At 69.8% G+C, this 17,269-nt stretch carries 15 protein-coding genes and 2 pseudogenes; 7 read left to right on the top strand and 10 right to left on the bottom strand.

Annotated elements, in window-relative coordinates; genetic code table 11:
- The first annotated feature begins 22 nt into the window (after nucleotides 1-22).
- Complete coding sequence (locus tag ACFWUR_RS03895; RefSeq protein WP_378901403.1) at nucleotides 23-850, top strand: SDR family NAD(P)-dependent oxidoreductase; 828 nt, start codon at nucleotides 23-25, stop codon at nucleotides 848-850.
- Nucleotides 851-1,021: 171 nt separating this feature from the next.
- Here ACFWUR_RS03895 and ACFWUR_RS03890 read toward each other — a convergent pair whose 3' ends face one another.
- Together ACFWUR_RS03890 and ACFWUR_RS03885 are read right to left on the bottom strand one after the other, a co-directional pair.
- Entirely contained in the window at nucleotides 1,022-1,828 is an 807-nt protein-coding gene (locus ACFWUR_RS03890; protein ID WP_378901400.1) for a putative protein N(5)-glutamine methyltransferase, read from the bottom strand.
- Between the two features lie 65 nt (nucleotides 1,829-1,893).
- Nucleotides 1,894-2,766 (bottom strand): YdcF family protein, encoded by an 873-nt coding sequence (locus ACFWUR_RS03885; protein WP_378901398.1) that lies wholly within the window; start codon nucleotides 2,764-2,766, stop codon nucleotides 1,894-1,896.
- Between the two features lie 163 nt (nucleotides 2,767-2,929).
- On the opposite strand from ACFWUR_RS03885, the gene ACFWUR_RS03880 reads away from it, so the two are divergent.
- On the top strand, nucleotides 2,930-3,781 hold the full coding sequence (locus ACFWUR_RS03880; protein ID WP_378901396.1) for a bifunctional 5,10-methylenetetrahydrofolate dehydrogenase/5,10-methenyltetrahydrofolate cyclohydrolase: 852 nt from the start codon (nucleotides 2,930-2,932) through the stop codon (nucleotides 3,779-3,781).
- A 98-nt stretch (nucleotides 3,782-3,879) separates the two neighbouring features.
- Here ACFWUR_RS03880 and ACFWUR_RS03875 read toward each other — a convergent pair whose 3' ends face one another.
- The 3 genes and pseudogenes from ACFWUR_RS03875 to ACFWUR_RS03865 form a co-directional block, all read right to left on the bottom strand.
- A complete protein-coding gene (locus tag ACFWUR_RS03875; RefSeq protein ID WP_378901394.1) occupies nucleotides 3,880-5,043 on the bottom strand; it encodes a hypothetical protein in 1,164 nt (387 codons plus the stop codon).
- 330 nt (nucleotides 5,044-5,373) lie between these two features.
- Nucleotides 5,374-5,751: pseudogene (locus ACFWUR_RS03870) on the bottom strand (L,D-transpeptidase); the annotation flags it as partial.
- A 309-nt stretch (nucleotides 5,752-6,060) separates the two neighbouring features.
- Nucleotides 6,061-6,720, bottom strand: a complete 660-nt coding sequence (locus ACFWUR_RS03865; protein WP_378901392.1) for a cyclodeaminase/cyclohydrolase family protein — start codon at nucleotides 6,718-6,720, stop codon at nucleotides 6,061-6,063.
- Nucleotides 6,721-6,869: 149 nt separating this feature from the next.
- Here ACFWUR_RS03865 and ACFWUR_RS03860 point away from each other — a divergent pair, with 149 nt between their 5' ends.
- Nucleotides 6,870-7,907 (top strand): LLM class F420-dependent oxidoreductase, encoded by a 1,038-nt coding sequence (locus ACFWUR_RS03860; protein ID WP_378901390.1) that lies wholly within the window; start codon nucleotides 6,870-6,872, stop codon nucleotides 7,905-7,907.
- A gap of 77 nt (nucleotides 7,908-7,984) precedes the next feature.
- Here the strand turns inward: ACFWUR_RS03860 and ACFWUR_RS03855 are convergent, their stop codons facing one another.
- Nucleotides 7,985-8,320, bottom strand: a complete 336-nt coding sequence (locus tag ACFWUR_RS03855) for an STAS domain-containing protein (RefSeq protein WP_378901388.1) — start codon at nucleotides 8,318-8,320, stop codon at nucleotides 7,985-7,987.
- A 314-nt stretch (nucleotides 8,321-8,634) separates the two neighbouring features.
- Here ACFWUR_RS03855 and ACFWUR_RS03850 point away from each other — a divergent pair, with 314 nt between their 5' ends.
- From ACFWUR_RS03850 to ACFWUR_RS03840, 3 genes are read left to right on the top strand one after another with little or no spacing between them, the layout of a single operon-like run.
- Nucleotides 8,635-9,114: a cation:proton antiporter regulatory subunit gene (locus ACFWUR_RS03850; protein ID WP_378901386.1), complete on the top strand. Its 480-nt coding sequence runs from the start codon at nucleotides 8,635-8,637 to the stop codon at nucleotides 9,112-9,114.
- A 60-nt stretch (nucleotides 9,115-9,174) separates the two neighbouring features.
- Nucleotides 9,175-9,657: a cation:proton antiporter regulatory subunit gene (locus ACFWUR_RS03845; protein ID WP_378901384.1), complete on the top strand. Its 483-nt coding sequence runs from the start codon at nucleotides 9,175-9,177 to the stop codon at nucleotides 9,655-9,657.
- A gap of 10 nt (nucleotides 9,658-9,667) precedes the next feature.
- On the top strand, nucleotides 9,668-10,861 hold the full coding sequence (locus ACFWUR_RS03840) for a cation:proton antiporter (protein WP_378901584.1): 1,194 nt from the start codon (nucleotides 9,668-9,670) through the stop codon (nucleotides 10,859-10,861).
- A 50-nt stretch (nucleotides 10,862-10,911) separates the two neighbouring features.
- On the opposite strand, the pseudogene ACFWUR_RS03835 reads toward ACFWUR_RS03840, so the two are convergent.
- From ACFWUR_RS03835 to hutI, 3 genes and pseudogenes are all read right to left on the bottom strand, one after another.
- A pseudogene (locus ACFWUR_RS03835) lies at nucleotides 10,912-11,016 on the bottom strand (DNA-binding response regulator); the annotation flags it as partial.
- Between the two features lie 61 nt (nucleotides 11,017-11,077).
- On the bottom strand, nucleotides 11,078-11,995 hold the full coding sequence (gene hutG, locus ACFWUR_RS03830) for a formimidoylglutamase (protein ID WP_378901382.1): 918 nt from the start codon (nucleotides 11,993-11,995) through the stop codon (nucleotides 11,078-11,080).
- A complete protein-coding gene (gene hutI, locus ACFWUR_RS03825) occupies nucleotides 11,992-13,182 on the bottom strand; it encodes an imidazolonepropionase (RefSeq protein ID WP_378901380.1) in 1,191 nt (396 codons plus the stop codon). The genes hutG and hutI overlap by 4 nt, the downstream gene beginning before the upstream one ends.
- Before the next feature lie 176 nt (nucleotides 13,183-13,358).
- Here hutI and hutH point away from each other — a divergent pair, with 176 nt between their 5' ends.
- The gene (gene hutH, locus ACFWUR_RS03820; RefSeq protein WP_378901378.1) at nucleotides 13,359-14,918 is read left to right on the top strand and encodes a histidine ammonia-lyase; all 1,560 of its coding nucleotides are present in this window, start codon (nucleotides 13,359-13,361) and stop codon (nucleotides 14,916-14,918) included.
- 27 nt (nucleotides 14,919-14,945) lie between these two features.
- Here the strand turns inward: hutH and helR are convergent, their stop codons facing one another.
- Entirely contained in the window at nucleotides 14,946-17,132 is a 2,187-nt protein-coding gene (gene helR / locus ACFWUR_RS03815) for an RNA polymerase recycling motor ATPase HelR (RefSeq protein ID WP_378901376.1), read from the bottom strand.
- Nucleotides 17,133-17,269 lie beyond the last annotated feature (137 nt).

The following is a 17,269-nucleotide window of genomic DNA, read 5'->3' as shown; positions in this document are numbered from 1 at the left end:
GAGCAGGGGTAGGTAGCGAGAAATGAAGTTGGAAACGGTCGCAGGCAAGCGGGTCCTGGTCACCGGCGCCGCTATGGGGCTCGGCAAGTTGTTCGCCGAGCGGGCCGTTGCCGAGGGCGCCGACGCGGTGGTGCTGTGGGATATCAACGAGCTGGCGCTGCGCGACACCGCGGCGCAGCTGACCGCCGCGGGCGGCAAGGTGCACCACTACGTGGTGGACGTGTCGTCGCAGGACTCGATCCGCGAGGCGGGCGAGGCGGTGCGCAAGGAGGTCGGCGGCATCGACATCCTGGTGAACAACGCGGGCATCGTGCGCGGCAACACCTACTTCTGGGAAACCGAGAACCGCGCCGACATCGACAAGACGATGGCGATCAACTCGCTGGCCCCGATGTACGTCACCCTGGAGTTCCTGCCCGGCATGGTGGCCGGCGCGGGCCAGGCGCGGGTGCTCAACATCGCGTCCTCGGCGGGCCTGGTCGCCAACCCGCGCATGGCCGTGTACGCGGGGTCGAAGTGGGCGGCGCTGGGCTGGTCGGATTCGGTGCGCCTCGAGCTCGAGCAGGCGGGCCACGAGCACGTGAAGGTCACCACGGTCTGCCCGACCTACATCAACACCGGAATGTTCGACGGCGCGAAGGGCATTCTCTTCACGCCGATGCTCGAGCAGAACGAGGTCGTCGACACCTCGTGGTCGGAGATGAAGAAGGGCGGCGCCCTGGTGGTGCTGCCGTGGACCTCGCGGATGAACCGGGCGCTGACCGGTCTGCTGCCGATCAAGATTCGCGACCTGTACCTGAACGCGGTGGGCGTGTACCACTCGATGGATCAGTTCACCGGACGCAAGTAGGCATTCGGTGCGGGTGCCCCCGTCGACCGGTCACAGTGTGATCGTTCGACGGGGGCTTTCTCGTGCCGGATTTCGGCGCGTGCGGGTCGGCAGCGACTGCCCTCTCGACTCGATGCACCGGAAACGCTGCTCGGTCCCGACCGGCGAGCGCGGCGGCCGGTGGTCGCGCGATCAGCGCGGATCCCGGGTACCGACAACCACCGTGGCGTAGTGCTGCGCGGATTCCGCCGCACGCGCCGTGAGACCCTGCGCGGCGAGCACCGAGCGCGCCGTATCGACCTGTCCGGCCCCGGTTTCCACCAGCACCCGGCCACCCGGCGCCAGCCACGCGGGCGCCCCCTCGGCGACCCGCCGGAACACGTCGAGCCCGTCCACTCCACCGTCGAGTGCGGCCAGCGGCTCGTAGTCGCGCGCCTCGGGCGGCAGTTGCGAGACCCGGGCACTAGGTACATAGGGCGTGTTCGCGAGCAAGATGTCGACGCGTCCTCGCAGGTCGCCCGGCAGCGCGTCGAACAGGTCACCGCCGAACACCGGTGCGCTCAGCGGCGTGAGATTCTCGCGCGCGCAGTCCACGGCGACCGGGTCGATATCGGCGGCGACGAGCTCGACATCGCACCCCCGCGCGCCGAGCTCGGTCGCCGCGCTCAGCCCGAGTGCCCCACAGCCGCAGCACAGGTCGACCACACAGGCGCGCGTCGCGCCCGGATCGACACCGTCGAGCGCCTGATCCACCAGAAACGTGGTGCGCTGCCGCGGCACGAAAACACCCGGTCGCACGCCCACCCGCAGTCCACGAAATTCCACCCAGCCGAGCAGATATTCGAGCGGCGTCCCCGAAACCCGCTGCGCCACCAACGTATCCAGGCGCCGCGGATCGCCGACCGCCGCCTCGATCAGCAGCGTGGCCTCGTCCTCGGCGAACACACAACCCGCGCGCCGCAATGTGGCGACCACCTCGGGAAAACCGGAACCGCTCATGCGCCGATTGTTCCCGACCGGGCAACCGAATTCTCACCGCCGGTCGAGATCTCGCCCGCGACGACTCAGCGGGAAGTGTCGAGTTCGAACGTGCGCGTCGCGTCGAGATAGATCCCGCGCTGGGCGTGGCGCGCGGGCGGGGGCAACTGTGACACCAGCTGCTCGAGCGAGGTCATCGCCCCGACCACATGCGTTCCCGCGACGATGAAGTCGGCGACCGCGCGCCGAATGTGGTTGGGAGAGGTCACCACCACCGCGCTGGTCGCACCGAGATCGCGCAGCATACGGGTGCTGAACAGGGCGTTCTGCACGGTCGATCCGGCGCGATCCTCCACATGGATCCGATCGCCGGGCAGTCCACGCGCGAGCAGCCAGCGCCGCATCGCCTCGGCTTCGGAGATGCCGTTCTGCGGATTGCCGCCGGTCACGATCACCGGGGAGAACGGCGCGGCGACCGCCTGCAACCACGCCGCGGTGAGCCGGTTCTCCAGCTCCGGCCGCAGCGCACCGTCGGGCAACAGTCCGTAGCCGAGGACCACGATCCCGGTCTGCGGGCCCACGAGCGCGGGCAGTGGGTTGGGCAGCGTCGAGGCGGCGGCGGTCACCGCGTGCAGCACGCGATGGGTGCCCGCCGCCATGCCCGCGTCGACCCCGCCGAGTCGGGTCAGGGCGTCGCCGACCGCGGCCGGGTCACCCGCGTAGTGCGACCAGATCGCCTGTAGCGCGAGCGCCTCGGCGTCGTGCGGATCGGCGGCGATGAGGGCGCGCAGGTCGGCCCGCCCCGCGGCGTCGTCACCGTCGGTGAAGTGGCGCTGTGCCGAGTTGTAGAGCGCCGCCACATCGGCTTCCGCGGCGGCCGGGCCGACCGCGGTGCCCGTCAGTGCGGCGGTCGCCACGATGGCGGCGGCCAGGTGTTTCCAGTGCCTCGAGATCTTCACGACAGTCGCAACCCTTCCCGCGAACGGTTCGGTACGTGCTGGCAGAGCAGAGCTGCCGTCACCCTACGACCGCCCGTGCGGGTCGCGGCGGACCTCGACCAGCTTGCGCGCGTCGCGGCCCGGCGCCGCGGCGTCGGCGCGGCGGCGGATAAGGTGACTCACCGTGGATACCGCTTCGCTGACCGGCAAGGAACTCGCCGCCGCCATCAACGCCGACTCGAAGGAGCGCGCGGCCGCGCTCACCGCCGTGGGCACCCCGCCCACGCTGGCGCTGATCATCGCCAACGACGACCCAGCGAGCGCCTGGTACGTGAACTCGCTGGGCAAGGCCGCCGAACGGCTCGGAATCGTCTGCGAGCGCGTCGATCTCGGTGCCGACGCGAGCGCCGAGACGATCCGCGCCGAACTGCGCGCGCGCAGCGCCGACCCGGCCACCGACGCGATCATGCTGCAGACCCCGCTGCCGGCCGGCGTGAACCTCGACGACGTGAGTTCGGAGATCGCCGCGACCAAGGACGTCGACGGCGTCAGTCCACTGTCGCTCGGTCTGCTCGCCTCCGGCCTCGACGGTTTCGTCCCCGCCACGTCCGAAGCGGTCGTCGAGTTGCTGAAGCATCACGGCATCGCGCTGCAGGGCCGCCTCGTCACCGTGGTGGGCCGCTCCAATATCGTCGGCAAGCCCCTCGCGCAGCTGCTGCTCGCCGAGAACGCGACCGTCACCGTCGCGCACTCACGCACCGCGGACCTGGCCGCGGTCACCACTCCCGCCGACATCGTGGTCGCCGCCGCGGGCCGCATCGGCCTGGTCACCGGCAAGCACATCGGGGACGACGCCGTGGTGATCGACGTGGGTACCAACGAAGCCGAAGACGGCGGCATCGTGGGCGATGTCGACGCCGCCTCGGTTACCGGCAAGGCAGCGGCACTGAGCCCGGTTCCCGGTGGTGTCGGCCCGGTGACCACCGCGCTGCTCATGCGCCACGTGGTCATCGCGGCCGAAAACGCCCGCGACTGAACGCCTTTCGCGACAGCGCCGCGGGGCCGCCCGGTCGCTGACGACGTGCGCGCGGCTGGGCCCGTGCCGATGCGGGCACGGGCCGTGACCGGGCGGGCCTAGCGCGGGGCCGCCCCGAACGACGTGATCAACGTCTTGGCGCCGAACTCGGCGGTCTCCACCAGCTGCGGCGTGTAGGTGCTCGGCGCCGAATCCGGCCGGAACGCGGTGATCTTGACGAGGTACTGACCCGCGAAAGCGCCCGGACTGATTTCGACACAGTGCGTTGTGCCCACCGGCGTGGAGTCGATTCCGGCCTGGATCGCGGCCGCGGAGGGTGCCACGGCATCGGAGGACACGAGGGTCCGCGCCTGATCGCCGGACCGCGCGACGTAATAGGCATGTTGGAAGGCCAGGATCGCCGCGACGCCGGACTCGGTGCCGCCGGCGCTGTTGGCGCGCACCATGGCGCCGATCTGTTCGGTGGGGCACGCGGCCGTCACCGGGCTCGCCGAGCTCGGCACGAGCGGGGTACTCGCCGCCGTGGAGGCCGGTGCGGGCCCGCGCAATTGGACGTAGGTGCCACCGAGCAGGACCGCCCCGGCCACCGACGCGACCAGCGGAGCGACCCAGCGGGGCACGCGCCGTCGCTTGGAACGGTCGATCATGCGCGCGAAGACCGCGTCGTCCCCGTTGTAGTCGGGTGTGGGGCCGGATGGCGCGCTGTCCGCATCGCGGGAATCGGCGGCGGTGGATGACGACAAGGCATCCGTGTCGCCGTAGCCGGGCGTGCGGCGCGGGGGGAAGGTGTCCGTATCACGGGAATCGGACGCGAAGCGCGGCGGAAAGGCATCCGGACTGTGGTGATCCGGCGCAGGGCGCGTCAGGAAGCTATCGGCTCCCTGGTGCGCCGGCGCGGGACGCGGCGGGAAGGTATCGGTGCCGCGGAGATCCGGTGCGGGTCGCGGTGGGAAGGTATCGGCGCCGTAGCCCGACGACGGGCGCGGTGGGACGACATCCGCGTCGCGATCGGTGGGCGCGGAACGCGCATGCGCGGGCCCCGCCGGGGCGTAGCCGGGGGTGGGATGCTCGAGGACCGCCCATGCCGGGGGCAGGGAGGTGATGATCGGCAGCTCGTCGGTGTCGGGCCCGTTGTCCTCGATCGAGAACGCGGTGTCCGCAATGCCGTGGCCTGCACCAGGATCGAACTTTCCCCCGACCACGGGCAGCCGATCGGTGACGGTGGCGTCCGCCAGGCCGCTGCCGTTCTCGGCGTCTCGCATCGAGGCCGTCGAAATGACCGGAATACCGGCCGGTGTGGTCGGCCCACCTTCGATCCGGTGGCGTGCGCCGCTGACCGGCTGCTCACTCAGTCGACGAGGCCGTGGCGCGCCGAGGTCGCGCGACCGCCGAATCGGGGTGACAGCCGCGAGCGGAGCACCGGCCGATCCCGGGTCGTGCTGTCGATCCCCGATCGGTCTGTGCGCTTCCGGTCGATCCATCGCCCCACCTTCATCAGGCTCGTCGCCGTCAGGGTATGTCCCGCAACGATTTCGTTACGGGCACGATACTGCCCTGACGGCGGGTTCGCCGAATGCCACGAGGGAAAATGTTTACCAGTGGACGTACACCTGATCGCCGATGCCGACATTCTCGTAGTACCAGGCGGCGTTGTCGGGTGCGAGGTTGATGCAGCCGTGGCTCACGTTGGCGTTGCCCTGCGAGTCCACCGACCACGGCGCGGAGTGCACCATTACGCCACCCCACGTCAGGCGCACCGCGTATTCGCCGTCGATGATGTAGCCCTCCGGGTCTTCCAGCGGGATGCCGATGGTGCGCGAGTCGAACACCACCGAGCGGTCCTTCTCCAGGACGCTGAAAGTGCCGGTGGGGGTCTCGAAACCGGGTTTGCCCATCGAGGCGGGCATCACCCGCACCTCACCGTTGTGGTGCACGGTGAACGTGTGGTTCGACAGGTCCGCTTCGGCATAGGTGCCGCCGCCGTACTGGGTGCGCTGGCCGCCGATCAGGTCCGCGGACGCGGCTCCCGACCAGGATGCGGCCAGTACTGCCGCCATGATCGCGACGAACAGGAAACGAAATGCGCTCCTCATAAACGCCACCCCTTCACTCACTCGTAGGCGGAATCCAAGTCTAGGCCGCGATGATCAACTCGACCTATCGAAGTGGTAACAGCCAACGGGTCTATCGGTGTGTCGCCTTGCGTTCGCGCAGGTCGGGACCCCGAAAAAACGTTCTCACTTCGAGATCGGGAACAGTACCGGCCCCGGGCCGTGAACTCAGCCGCGTACGGCGTGCAGCACGTCGCCGTGCAGGGCGTCGGCGCGGGCCGCGATGGTCTCCACACGCAGCAGGGCGGCGGCGAACGGGTCACCCAGCTCGGCGGGCAGCGACCCGACGTTGATCTCGATATTGAGCTGCGAGCTCATCGCCGCGGCGCGGGCGGCGTCGGCGGCGGCACCGATATCGGTGACCACGTTCGGATTGCCGATCGGCAGCAGTTCGGCGGCCAGCGAGAGGATTTCGTCGGCCTCGTCGACCACGGCGGCGGGCACACGCGCGGCTTCGACCAGCGCCGCGTTGATCGCCGCGGTGCGGGCGGAGAGCTCGGCGTCGGTGTCCTTGGGCAGCTTGTAGGCCGCGCCGACGGCGGTGAACGCGGCCGCGTCGGCATCGGCGAGGGCGAGCGAGCGGGCCACGGCGGCGTCGGCGGCCACGATGATCTGGTCGATCACCGGCCGGTTCGCCGCGTCCTTGGCGCGAGTGGTGTAGCGCGCCACCATCGCCACCAGCGCGGCGGCCTGCGCGGCGTGCAGCGCGGCCACGGCGCCGCCACCGGGTGCGGGCACCTTCGCGGCCAACTCCGACAGATAGTGCTCCAAGGTCACCGCACCGAAGGAGGGGGCGATCTGCTGCGGCGACACGGTGGGCTGCGACACGACGGGGTGGCCTTTCGATGCGGCGAGAACTGCGTGGAATCTTCTCCCAACGCTACCGCGTGCCCGCCCACGCACCCCGCTCGACCAGCGCCTGTGCTCACAGACCGACCGGTCGGGGTCGGCGCGTTGTCCGAGGCTATGTTGGGTGCATGCGGATCGGATTGAGCATCAACTATTCGGGCGGTTTCAAGGAGACGGCGGCCGAGGTCGCCGACCTGGAACGGGCCGGCCTCGACATCGTCTTCGTGCCGGAGGCGTACTCGTTCGACGCGGTGAGCGCGCTGGGCTTCCTGGCCGCCCGCACCGAGCGGGTGCAATTGGCCTCGGGCATCCTGCAGCTCTACACCCGGACTCCCAGTCTCACCGCGATGACCGCGGCGGGCCTGGACTACGTCTCCGACGGCCGCTTCATCCTGGGCATCGGCGCCTCGGGCCCCCAGGTCATCGAAGGTTTCCACGGCGTGCCCTACGACGCCCCGATCGGGCGTACCCGCGAACTGCTCGAGATCTGCCGCAAGGTGTGGCGTCGCGAGAAGCTCAACTACCAGGGCAAGTACTACCAGATCCCGCTGCCCGCCGACCGCGGCACCGGCCTCGGCAAAGAGCTCAAGCTGATCAATCACCCGGTGCGCGAAGACATCCCGGTGCTCTTGGCCGCGCTCGGTCCCAAGAACGTCGAGCTGGCCGCCGAGGTCGCCAACGGCTGGCAGCCGATCTTCTTCCTGCCGGAGAAGGCGACCGACGTGTGGGGCGAGGCACTCGCCGCGGGCAAGGCCAAGCGCGACCCGGCCCTGGGCGAGCTCGACATCTTCGCGGGCCCGGCGCTGGCGATCGGTGAGAACGTCACCCCGCTGCTCGAATTCGTGAAGCCGCACCTGGCGCTCTACATCGGCGGCATGGGTGCCAAGGGCAAGAACTTCTATCACACGCTCGCCACCAAGTACGGCTACGGCGACGCCGCCGACCGCATCCAGGAGTTGTACCTGGCCGGGGACAAGCAGGCCGCCACCCAGGCCGTGCCCGACGAGTTGGTGCGCGATGTGTCGTTGATCGGCCCGGAGGGCTTCGTCAAGGACCGCATCGCCGCGATGGCCGAGGCGGGCGTCACCACGCTCAACGTCACGCCGATCGCCGAGGACGCCGCCGGTCGGGTCAAGCTGATCGAGCAGCTGCGCTCGCTCTGCTGAACCGCCGACACCGTCCCACCGAACGACGAACGCGCCGCCGCCCGGGGATTTCCCGGTCGGCGGCGCGTTCTGCTACGTCAGGACGTGAACGACGCCAACGCGGCGTCCAGGGTGGTGTGCATGGCGAACACCTGGTCCAGGCTCGTCATCTTCAGCTGACGGCTGGTGGCGGGCCCGTCGGCGACGACCGCGATCGAGGTGGTCTCGCCTGCCCGCTGATGCGCGGCGACCAGCGTCGCCATGCCCGCCGACGCCAGGAACCCGACCGCGGTCAGGTCGATCACCAGCGTCGCCGGTTTCTCGGCCAGGATGGACTCGATGGTGGCATCGAGCGCGGGTGCGGTCGCCAGGTCGACCTCGCCGGTCACCGTCAGCACCGTGACGCCGTCGTGTACCGCCGTCGTGGTGGTCATCGTGTCCGTGAGTGGATACGCGTCTCCGGAAGAGTTGGTCACCGCTCAACAACACACAACTTCGCCCGAATACGCAAGCCACAGCGGGTGCCCGCCGCCGGATCGTCGTGGACGGTGGCGGTCGCGCGCAGGGTGCCCTCGACAGGTTCGGGCGATATCGGTGCTCCCGCGAACGCGGATCCGCCGACACAGGCGCTCGACGACGGCGCGCCGAGATGGCGCGACGGGATCGTGGGAGGCCGAGTTCCGGCTGGTGCGCGCGGGTGCCCAGGGTAGGGGGTGGTGTTATCGGTATCTGGTCGTACTGTGAGGGCGTGAACATCGATGTGACGCCTTTACCGGGAATCGGCGTGTGCAAGGACTTTCCGCTGGCGGAGGCGCGCCGCCGGATCGGCGTGATCGAGCATCGCGACGGCTCCGTCGATCTGGTCGTCTCACGAGCGGGTGACTTCGACTCGACCACCTCGATTCCGCTGTCCGACACCGAGATCGGCGTGCTGGCCGGATTACTCGGCGCACCGCAGGTGGTGCAGAAGACGCGCGAGACCCACGATGCGGGCGAGCTGTCGACCAGGCAGTTCGCGATCGACCGCGGCAGCCCTTTCGACGGCCGTCCGCTGCGCGAGACCGAGATGCGCACGCGGACCAAGGCCTCGGTGGTCGCGGTGGTGCGTGCGGGGGAGGTGACCCCGTCGCCGGGCACCGATTTTACCTTCGTCCCCGGTGATCTGGTGGTCGTGGTCGGTACCGACGAGGGCCTCGACGCCGCGGGGCGGTTGCTCGGCGCGGGCTGACGAATCCGTGTGGATAGTAAAGGGCAGGTAAGGTATCCCTAGCTGAGGTTAGGTGATCCCATGAATGTAGAAGTGACATCCCTGCCGGGAATCGGTGTCCGCAAAGAGTTTTCACTGTCTAAGGTAGACCGCCGGATCGGCATCGTCGATCACCGCGACGGGGGGACCGACCTGATCTTCACCAAGGTCGGTGATCCCGATTCGACCGTGCAGATACCGCTGTCCGCTGTCGAAGCCCGCACGCTGGCGAGTCTGCTCGGCGCACCGCAGTTGGTCGCGCAACTGCGTGAGGAACATCGCGAACTCGACGGAGTGAGCACGCGATCGATCCTGATCCCGCCGAACTCGCCCTACACGTCACGACGTCTGGGCGATACCGAGCTGCGGACCAAGACCCGCGCGTCGATCGTGGCGGTCCTGCGCGCGGGCCGGGTCCTGGCATCGCCGGGACCGGAGTTCGTGTTCGCCGACGGTGACATGGTTGTCGTGGTCGGCACGAACGCCGGGTTGGACGCTGCCGCTTCGATCCTGACCGACGGCTGAGCCGGTGCAGATCGGTGGAACCGCGCTGGCATTGATCCAGCTGGGGGCTGTGTTCTTCGGGTTGGGTGTGCTCGGGCGGATCGCGGCCCGGATCGGCCTCTCACCCATCCCGCTCTACCTGCTCGGCGGGTTGGTCTTCGGCACGGGCGGCCTGATCGAGTTGCACGAGGTGGACGACTTCATCCACATCGCCAGCGAGATCGGCGTCGTGCTGCTGCTGTTGCTGCTCGGGTTGGAGTACACCGCCGGTGAACTGGTCACCGGCATGCGCAAATCGTGGCCGGCGGGTCTGCTCGACCTGGTGCTCAACGCGACACCCGGTGTGATCGTGGCGCTCATGCTCGGCCTCGGGCCCACGGGGGCGATCGCGATGGCCGGTGTGACCTACATCTCCTCCTCCGGCATCGTGGCCAAGGTGCTCAACGACCTGGGTCGACTGGGTAACCGGGAGACACCGACGATCCTGTCGATCCTGGTGTTCGAAGATCTGGCGATGGCGGTGTATCTGCCGGTGCTCACCGCGGTACTGGCCGGTGTCGGGTTCGTGGCGGGGATGACCACCGTGGGTATCGCGCTGGTGGCGGTGACCCTCGTGCTCGTCGTCGCGCTGCGCTACGGCAGATACGTCTCGGCGATCGTGGCCAGTGAGGATCGCGAGATCTTCCTGCTCAAGCTGCTCGGTTCGGCGCTGCTGGTGGCGGGTCTCGCCTCGGCGGTGCAGGTGTCGGCGGCGGTCGGCGCGTTCCTGCTCGGTATCGCGATCTCGGATTCGACCGCGCACGACGCCACCAAGATCCTCGAACCGCTGCGCGATCTGTTCGCGGCGATGTTCTTCGTGCTCTTCGGTTTGAGTACCGATCCGGCGAGTATCCCGCCGGTACTGGGGTGGGCGGTGCTGCTGGCGGTGGTCACCACGCTCACCAAGATCGCTACCGGCTGGTGGGCGGCAAAACGCGCGGGCGCCTCGCAACTCGGGCGGGCGCGCGCGGGCACCGCGCTGGTCGCGCGCGGCGAATTCTCGATCGTCATCGCGGGACTCGCGGTGGCCGCGGGCGCGGTCCCCAGCGAATTCGCCGCCCTCGCCACCACCTACGTGCTCCTGATGGCGATCATCGGCCCGATCGCCGCTCGCGTCGTCGAACCGGTCATGCGTCTGGCGGTCGGTCGCAAGCAGCGCGTGAAGGTCGACCCGCTCGCGGAATAACGACCCTTGCCGAGGCCCCCGCGTTCGTCGTGCGGGGGCCTTCGGCGTTCTCACGGCTCGATCGGTCCGGCACGAATGGCGTACCTGGTCAGGTCGAGCCGGTCGCGCAGGCCCAGTTTCTGCAGGATATCGGCGCGATGCCGGTCGACGGTCTTCACACCGCCTGGATCTATGTCTGGCTCCGCTGCTTCTGAGTTCGGTGTCGCGCACCGGTTCTCACGCGATGTGCCCGGTGACGATCCGATGGAGGAGGCGGGCGGCGGCGCGGGCGGTCCGATTGTCGATGTCGAGGCGCGGATTGAGTTCGGCGACATCGACAATCGCGAGTGTGCCACCGGCGGTGACCCGGTCGCACACGGCCTGGATCGTAGACAGCGCGACACCGTATGCCGCAGGAGCACTCACCCCGGGCGCGACGGCCGCGGGCAGCACATCGAGATCGATGCTCAGATACAGCAGGTCGATTCCGGCGAGAAAGTCGTCGACGAAGGCGGCGACCCGGGTCGGCTCGCAGTCGTCGTCGAGCAGATAGCGCGCACCGAAGCGGTCCGCGGTGTCGAACAGGAGCCTGGTGTTGCTCGGCTGGCTGATCCCGATCACCGCGTATCGCACGTCGGCGTCGCGCTCGAGAATCTGCCGGAACGGGGTGCCGGAGCTGGGCACGGGATCGGGGCGCAGGTCGAAGTGCGCGTCGAGGTTGAGGATTCCGATGACGGTGCCCGCGGCGCGGCGGGCCGAACCGGCCAGCCCGAGATAGGTGCCGTAGGCGAGTTCGTGCCCGCCGCCGAGGACGACCGGGAAAGCGCCGTCGTCCAGCAGCGCCGACACCGTCTCGCCGAGTCGGCGCTGACCGTCCTCGAGTCGGTGGTCGGTCACGGCGATCGTGCCCGCGTCGAAGGCTCGCAGTTCGGTGGCGAGCGCCATCGGGGCCAGCGCACTGCGCAGCGCGTCCGGCCCCGCCGCGGCGCCGAGGCGCCCCTTGTTCCGGCGAACCCCCTCCTCGCAGGCGAAGCCGACGAAAACACACGCTCCCGGACCGCTGCCCGGCTCGTACGGTGTGACGGCCTGATGCCAGCGCAGATGCTCGGGCGTCGTGCCGTCGATCCGTCCGGTCCAGGCGGAGTTCGCGGTCATCGGGCCACCCCTCGACTCGTCACGACGGGCACACCGGCACGCCACACCCGGCCGACCAGGGCGACGCCGGGGCGGTAGGCCAGATGCAGGTGTGAAGGGGCCTCCAGTGCGATGGCATCGGCTCGGAAGCCGGGGGAGAGGGCTCCGATATCGCTGCGCCGCAACGCCTTCGCACCGCCCATGGTCGCCGACCAGACCGCCTCGTCGGGTGTCATGCGCATCTCCCGGACGGCCAGCGCGATACAGAACGGCAAGCTCGTCGTGTAGCTGGTGCCCGGATTGCAGTCCGCGCCGAGCGCGACGGTGACCCCCGCGTCCAGCAGCGCTCTGGCATCGGGATAGCTGTTGCGCGTACAGAAGTCGGCTCCCGGCAGCAGCGTGGCCACGGTGTCGCTGCCCGCGAGTGCCTCGATGTCGGCGCCGTTCACATGCGACACATGGTCCACCGACGCGGCCCCCAGTTCGACGGCCAGGCGCACCCCGGGGCCCTGACGCAGCTGATTGCCGTGGACCCGCGGCACCAACCCGTGCGCGATGCCCGTGGTGAGGACCGCGTGTGCCTGATCGCGGTCGAAAGCGCCTCGCTCACAGAACACATCGATCCACCGGGCATGGGGCGCGCACCGCGGGATCATCTGCTCGCACACCATCCGCACGTAGTCGTCGGGGCGCCCGGCGTATTCGGGCGGCGGCACGTGCGCGGCGAGCAGCGTCACCTCGTCGGTGAAGCGTGCCGCGATCTGGACGCTGCGCAGTTCGTCGGCGACGGTCTGTCCGTAGCCGCTCTTGCATTCGACGGTGGTGCTGCCGGTGCGCAACGACTCGTCCAGCAGTCGACGCACGGTCGTCGCGAGTTGGTCGTCGCCGGCCGCCCTGGTCGCCTCGATGGTGGTGCGGATGCCGCCGGCCGCGTAGGGGCGTCCCGCCATCCTGGCCGCGAACTCCTCGGCGCGATCGCCCGCGAACACCAGATGGGAGTGTGACTCGACGAATCCCGGCAGCACCGCGCGCCCGGCGAGGTCGTACCCGGTGTCGGCGGCAGGCGCGGCGGCACTGTCGCCGACCCACGCCACCCGCCCGTCGGCGATGACGAGGGCGGCATCGTGCCGGATCCCCAGTGGGCCCTCGCCCCACGCGGGGTCGTTGGTGACAAGGGTGCCGATATTGCTCAGCACGGTGGTCGGCACGGGGGTCCTCCTGGCTGCGGGTGTCGAGCATCTGCTGCGGTGACGCCGGGGAGCGCGGGCCCGGCGGGTGGGTGCCAGGTCTTGTACGGTAGGTATAGACCTGTATAGACAAGACAGTCAAGAGGCTGTGCGGGTTCGCGCAGAGATCGATCGACCGTAGTGAATGGAGAACCATCGTGAGCATCGACTCGGATCGGCCCGAACCGGTCGTCGTCGGCACCGGACCGGTCTCGGCGCGGGACGTGGTGCGGGTCGCCAGGGACGGTATCGCGGTGGTGGTGTCGGACGAGGCGATCGCCGCCGTCGAGGCGAGTCGCGCGCGGATCGAGGCGCTGGCCGCGGACCCGAAGCCGGTGTACGGCGTGTCGACCGGATTCGGCGCGCTCGCTGTTCGCCACATTCCGCGGCAGTCGCGTAAGCAGTTGCAGCGAAGCCTGATTCGTTCGCATGCGGCGGGCTCGGGCGCTGAGGTGGAACGGGAGGTGGTGCGCGCGCTGATGTTGCTGCGCCTGTCGACCCTGGCCACCGGTCGCACGGGTGTGCGCCCGGTGGTCGTTCAGACCTATGCCGCGCTGCTGTCGGCGGGCATCACCCCGGTGGTCTACGAGTACGGCAGCCTCGGTTGTTCCGGTGATCTCGCGCCGCTGTCGCACGTCGCGTTGGCTGTGATCGGAGAGGGCGAGGTGCGGGATGCGCACGGTGAGCTGCGGCCCGCCGTCGAAGCCATGGCCGCCGCCGGTATCGCCCCGGTCGAGCTCCAGGAGAAGGAAGGCCTCGCGCTGATCAACGGCACCGACGGCATGCTCGGCATGCTGGTGCTCGCCTGCCACGACCTGCGCGCGCTGCTGCGCCTGGCCGATGTGACCGCGTCGATGAGCGTGGAGGGTCTGCTCGGCACCGACAAGGTCTTCGCCGCCGACCTGCAGGCGCTGCGCCCGCAGCCGGGCCAGGCGATCGCGGCTGCCAACATGGTTCGCGTGTTGGCGGATTCGCCGATCGTCGCCAGCCACGCCACCCCCGACTGCACCGTCGTCCAGGACGCCTATTCGTTGCGCTGCGCACCCCAGGTCGCGGGGGCCGCCCGCGACACCCTCGACCACGCCGAACGCGTCGCCGGCTTCGAACTGGCCAGTGCCGTGGACAATCCGGTCGTCACCCTCGACGGCCGGGTCGAATCCAACGGCAACTTCCACGGCGCCCCCGTCGCCTATGTGCTGGACTTCCTGGCCATCGTGATCGCCGACGTCGCCTCGATCAGCGAACGGCGCACCGACCGCTTCCTCGACAAGGCCCGCAATCACGGCCTGCCGCCGTTCCTGGCGCACGATCCCGGCGTCGACAGCGGCCACATGATCGCCCAGTACACCCAGGCCGCCATCGTCTCCGACCTCAAACGCCTGGCCGCACCCGCCTCGGTCGACTCGATCCCGTCCTCGGCGATGCAGGAAGACCACGTCTCGATGGGCTGGTCCGCCGCCCGCAAGCTCCGTCGCGCCCTCGACGGCCTCACCCGAGTGTTGGCCATCGAAGCCCTCACGGCCGCCCGCGCCCTCGACCTGCGCGCACCACTGGCCCCGGCCCCCGCGACCGCAGCGGTCCTGGCGGCCCTGCGCGGCCAGGTGCCCGGGCCAGGACCCGACCGCCACCTCGCCCCCGAGATCGAGGCAGCGGTCGGCCTGGCCCGCTCCGGTGCGCTACTGGCCGCCGCCGAATCGGTGACCGGTCCACTCGGCTGAGCGTCGCGCCGCCGCGCGTGTCATCGCCTACCGTCGCTGGGCCGGTTCGATCTCGGTGAGTCCGCGCAGCGACTCGGGCAACGGGCCCTGGTGCAGCACGCCGAGGCGCTGGGTGGCGCGGGTGAGGGCGACGTAGAGTTCGGCGGCGCCACGGGGCCCGTCGCCCAGAATTCGCTGCGGATCCACCACCAGCACCGCGTCGAACTCGAGGCCTTTGGTCTCCGACGCCGGCACCGTGCCGGGCACACCCGGCGGGCCGATCACGATGCTCGTCCCCTCGCGACCCGCCTCGTCGCGGACGAATTCCTCGATCACAGAAGACAATTCGTCGGCGCCGACCCGACGCGACCACGGCGCCACGCCACAGGAGCGCACCGAGTCCGGCGGCCGCACCTCGGGCGCGAACGCGGTGAGCACGTCGGCGGCCACGGCCATGATCTCCGCGGGGGTGCGATAGTTCACCGTCAGGGCGCGGTAGATCCAGCGGCCGGGGACATAGGGTTCCATCATCGTGGCCCACGAGGTCGCGCCCGCCGCCGACCGGCGCTGCGCGAGATCGCCCACGATCGTGAAGGATCGGCTCGGGCACCGTCGCATCAGCACCCGCCAATCCATCTCCGACAGCTCCTGGGCCTCGTCGACCACCACGTGCCCGTAGGTCCAATCACGATCCGCCGCGGCACGTTCGGCGAGCTCGCGGGTGTCGCGTTCGAGGAAGCGCTCGGCCAGATCCTCGCCGTAGAGCATGTCCTGCGCGAGCAGGTGGTCCTCGTCGTCCATCAGGTCTTCGCGGCTGATCAGGGTGTCGAGCACCCCCGCCGCGTACTCGGCCTCGGCCTTGCGCTCGCGCTCGGCGGAGTCGTCGGCGACCTTGTCGCGGCCGAGCAGGTCGACCAGTTCGTCGAGCAGCGCGACATCCGACACTGTCCACGCGCCACCGTCGGCTCGCCACAGCGCCCCGCCCGCACCCGCGGCCCGCAACCGGTCGTGCGACGAATACAGCTGCGAGAGCACTGTTTCCGGACTCAGGATCGGCCAGCACTGATCCAGCGCCGCGGTGAACTCGTCGTTGCCCGCGAGTTCGGCGACGAGGTCGGACCGCAACTGCTCCCAGGCTTCGGTGTCCTCGCGCGTGAGCCAGCCCTCGCCGATCCGGGCGATCGCGCGTTCGGTGAGCACGTAGGTGACGATCTCGGTGAACACCGCGCGCGCCTCGTTGTGGGGCAGCCCGCTCCCGCGCGCCTCCTGCCTGGCCCATTCCGCGGTCGCGGCGTCGATTCGCACCGTCACATCGGTGAGCGCGATCGTCAGCGGCGCCTCGGGCAGACGCTGGCGGTCGGCGATCGCCGCCGCCAGGACCGCGAGGATGTGCAGCGAACCCTTGAGCCGGGCCGCCTCCGGGGCGTCCTCGGCGCTCGCGTGCAGGCCGGGCACCAGATCGGCGGTGGTGGCGAACACGACATTGGTCTCGCCGAGCGAGGGCAGCACATGGGAGATGTGGTTCAGGAAGGCCGGGTTGGGGCCGACCACGAGCACGCCTTGGCGCTCCATTCGCCTGCGCTGGGTGTAGAGCAGGTACGCGACGCGGTGCAGCGCCACCACGGTCTTCCCGGTGCCGGGCCCGCCCTCGATCACGGTCACGCCGGGATGGTCGAGGCGGATGATCTCGTCCTGTTCGGCCTGGATCGTCGCGACGATGTCGCGCATCCCGTCCCCGCGCGGCGCGTCGACGGCCGCGAGCAGGGCGGCGTCGGCACCGCCCTCGCTTCCGTCCGGGCGGCCCAGCACCTCGTCGGTGAAGTCCACCACCCGACGTCCCCGGGTGTGGAACTGACGACGTCTGCGCATGCCCTCCGGGTTGGCGGCGGTGGCGACATAGAAGGCGCGCGCCGCGGGCGCCCGCCAATCCAGGAGCAGGTCCTCGAAATCGTTGGCCTCGTCGAACAGCCCGATCCGGCCGATGTAGGACCGCGTCCCCGACGTCGAGTCGAGTCGGCCGAAACACAGGCCGTTGTCGGCCACGTCCAGCCGCTGCACTTCCTTGCCCAGCGCGCGCACCTCGTTGTCGCGCTCCATGGCGGAGCCACCCTTGGAACGCAGTGCCGCGCTGTAGCGGCCCTTGACCCGCGCCCGCTCGGCGTCGAGCCGCGCGTAGAGCCCGGCGACATAGCTGCGCTCGGACCGGCGTTCCGCTTCGTACCCGTGCGCTGACATGAGCCCCCTACTGAACTATTTCCGAATCGACGCCGACGATTGTGCAGTACCTCCCGGGTCTTGCCGCAAGCCCCCATGTGCGCTATACATTGACAGTGGAGCAACCCGGCCACGCCGCGATCGATGGCGGCCGCCGA

The sequence above is a fragment of the Nocardia sp. NPDC058633 genome (genome assembly GCF_042717045.1).
In the GTDB taxonomy this organism is placed as follows: domain Bacteria; phylum Actinomycetota; class Actinomycetes; order Mycobacteriales; family Mycobacteriaceae; genus Nocardia.
This window is presented reverse-complemented; position numbering and strand designations above follow the sequence as displayed.

Excerpts from the sequence above, each read along its gene's own strand:
- ACFWUR_RS03895 (WP_378901403.1), top strand. The coding sequence starts at position 23 with ATGAAGTTGGAAACGGTCGCAGGCAAGCGGGTCCTGGTCACCGGCGCC.
- helR (WP_378901376.1), bottom strand. The coding sequence starts at position 17,132 with ATGTCAGCGCACGGGTACGAAGCGGAACGCCGGTCCGAGCGCAGCTAT.
- ACFWUR_RS03855 (WP_378901388.1), bottom strand. The coding sequence starts at position 8,320 with ATGACCACCACGACGGCGGTACACGACGGCGTCACGGTGCTGACGGTG.
- hutG (WP_378901382.1), bottom strand. The coding sequence starts at position 11,995 with ATGACCGCGAACTCCGCCTGGACCGGACGGATCGACGGCACGACGCCC.
- ACFWUR_RS03845 (WP_378901384.1), top strand. The coding sequence starts at position 9,175 with ATGAATGTAGAAGTGACATCCCTGCCGGGAATCGGTGTCCGCAAAGAG.
- ACFWUR_RS03875 (WP_378901394.1), bottom strand. The coding sequence starts at position 5,043 with ATGCGAGACGCCGAGAACGGCAGCGGCCTGGCGGACGCCACCGTCACC.
- ACFWUR_RS03890 (WP_378901400.1), bottom strand. The coding sequence starts at position 1,828 with ATGAGCGGTTCCGGTTTTCCCGAGGTGGTCGCCACATTGCGGCGCGCG.
- ACFWUR_RS03860 (WP_378901390.1), top strand. The coding sequence starts at position 6,870 with ATGCGGATCGGATTGAGCATCAACTATTCGGGCGGTTTCAAGGAGACG.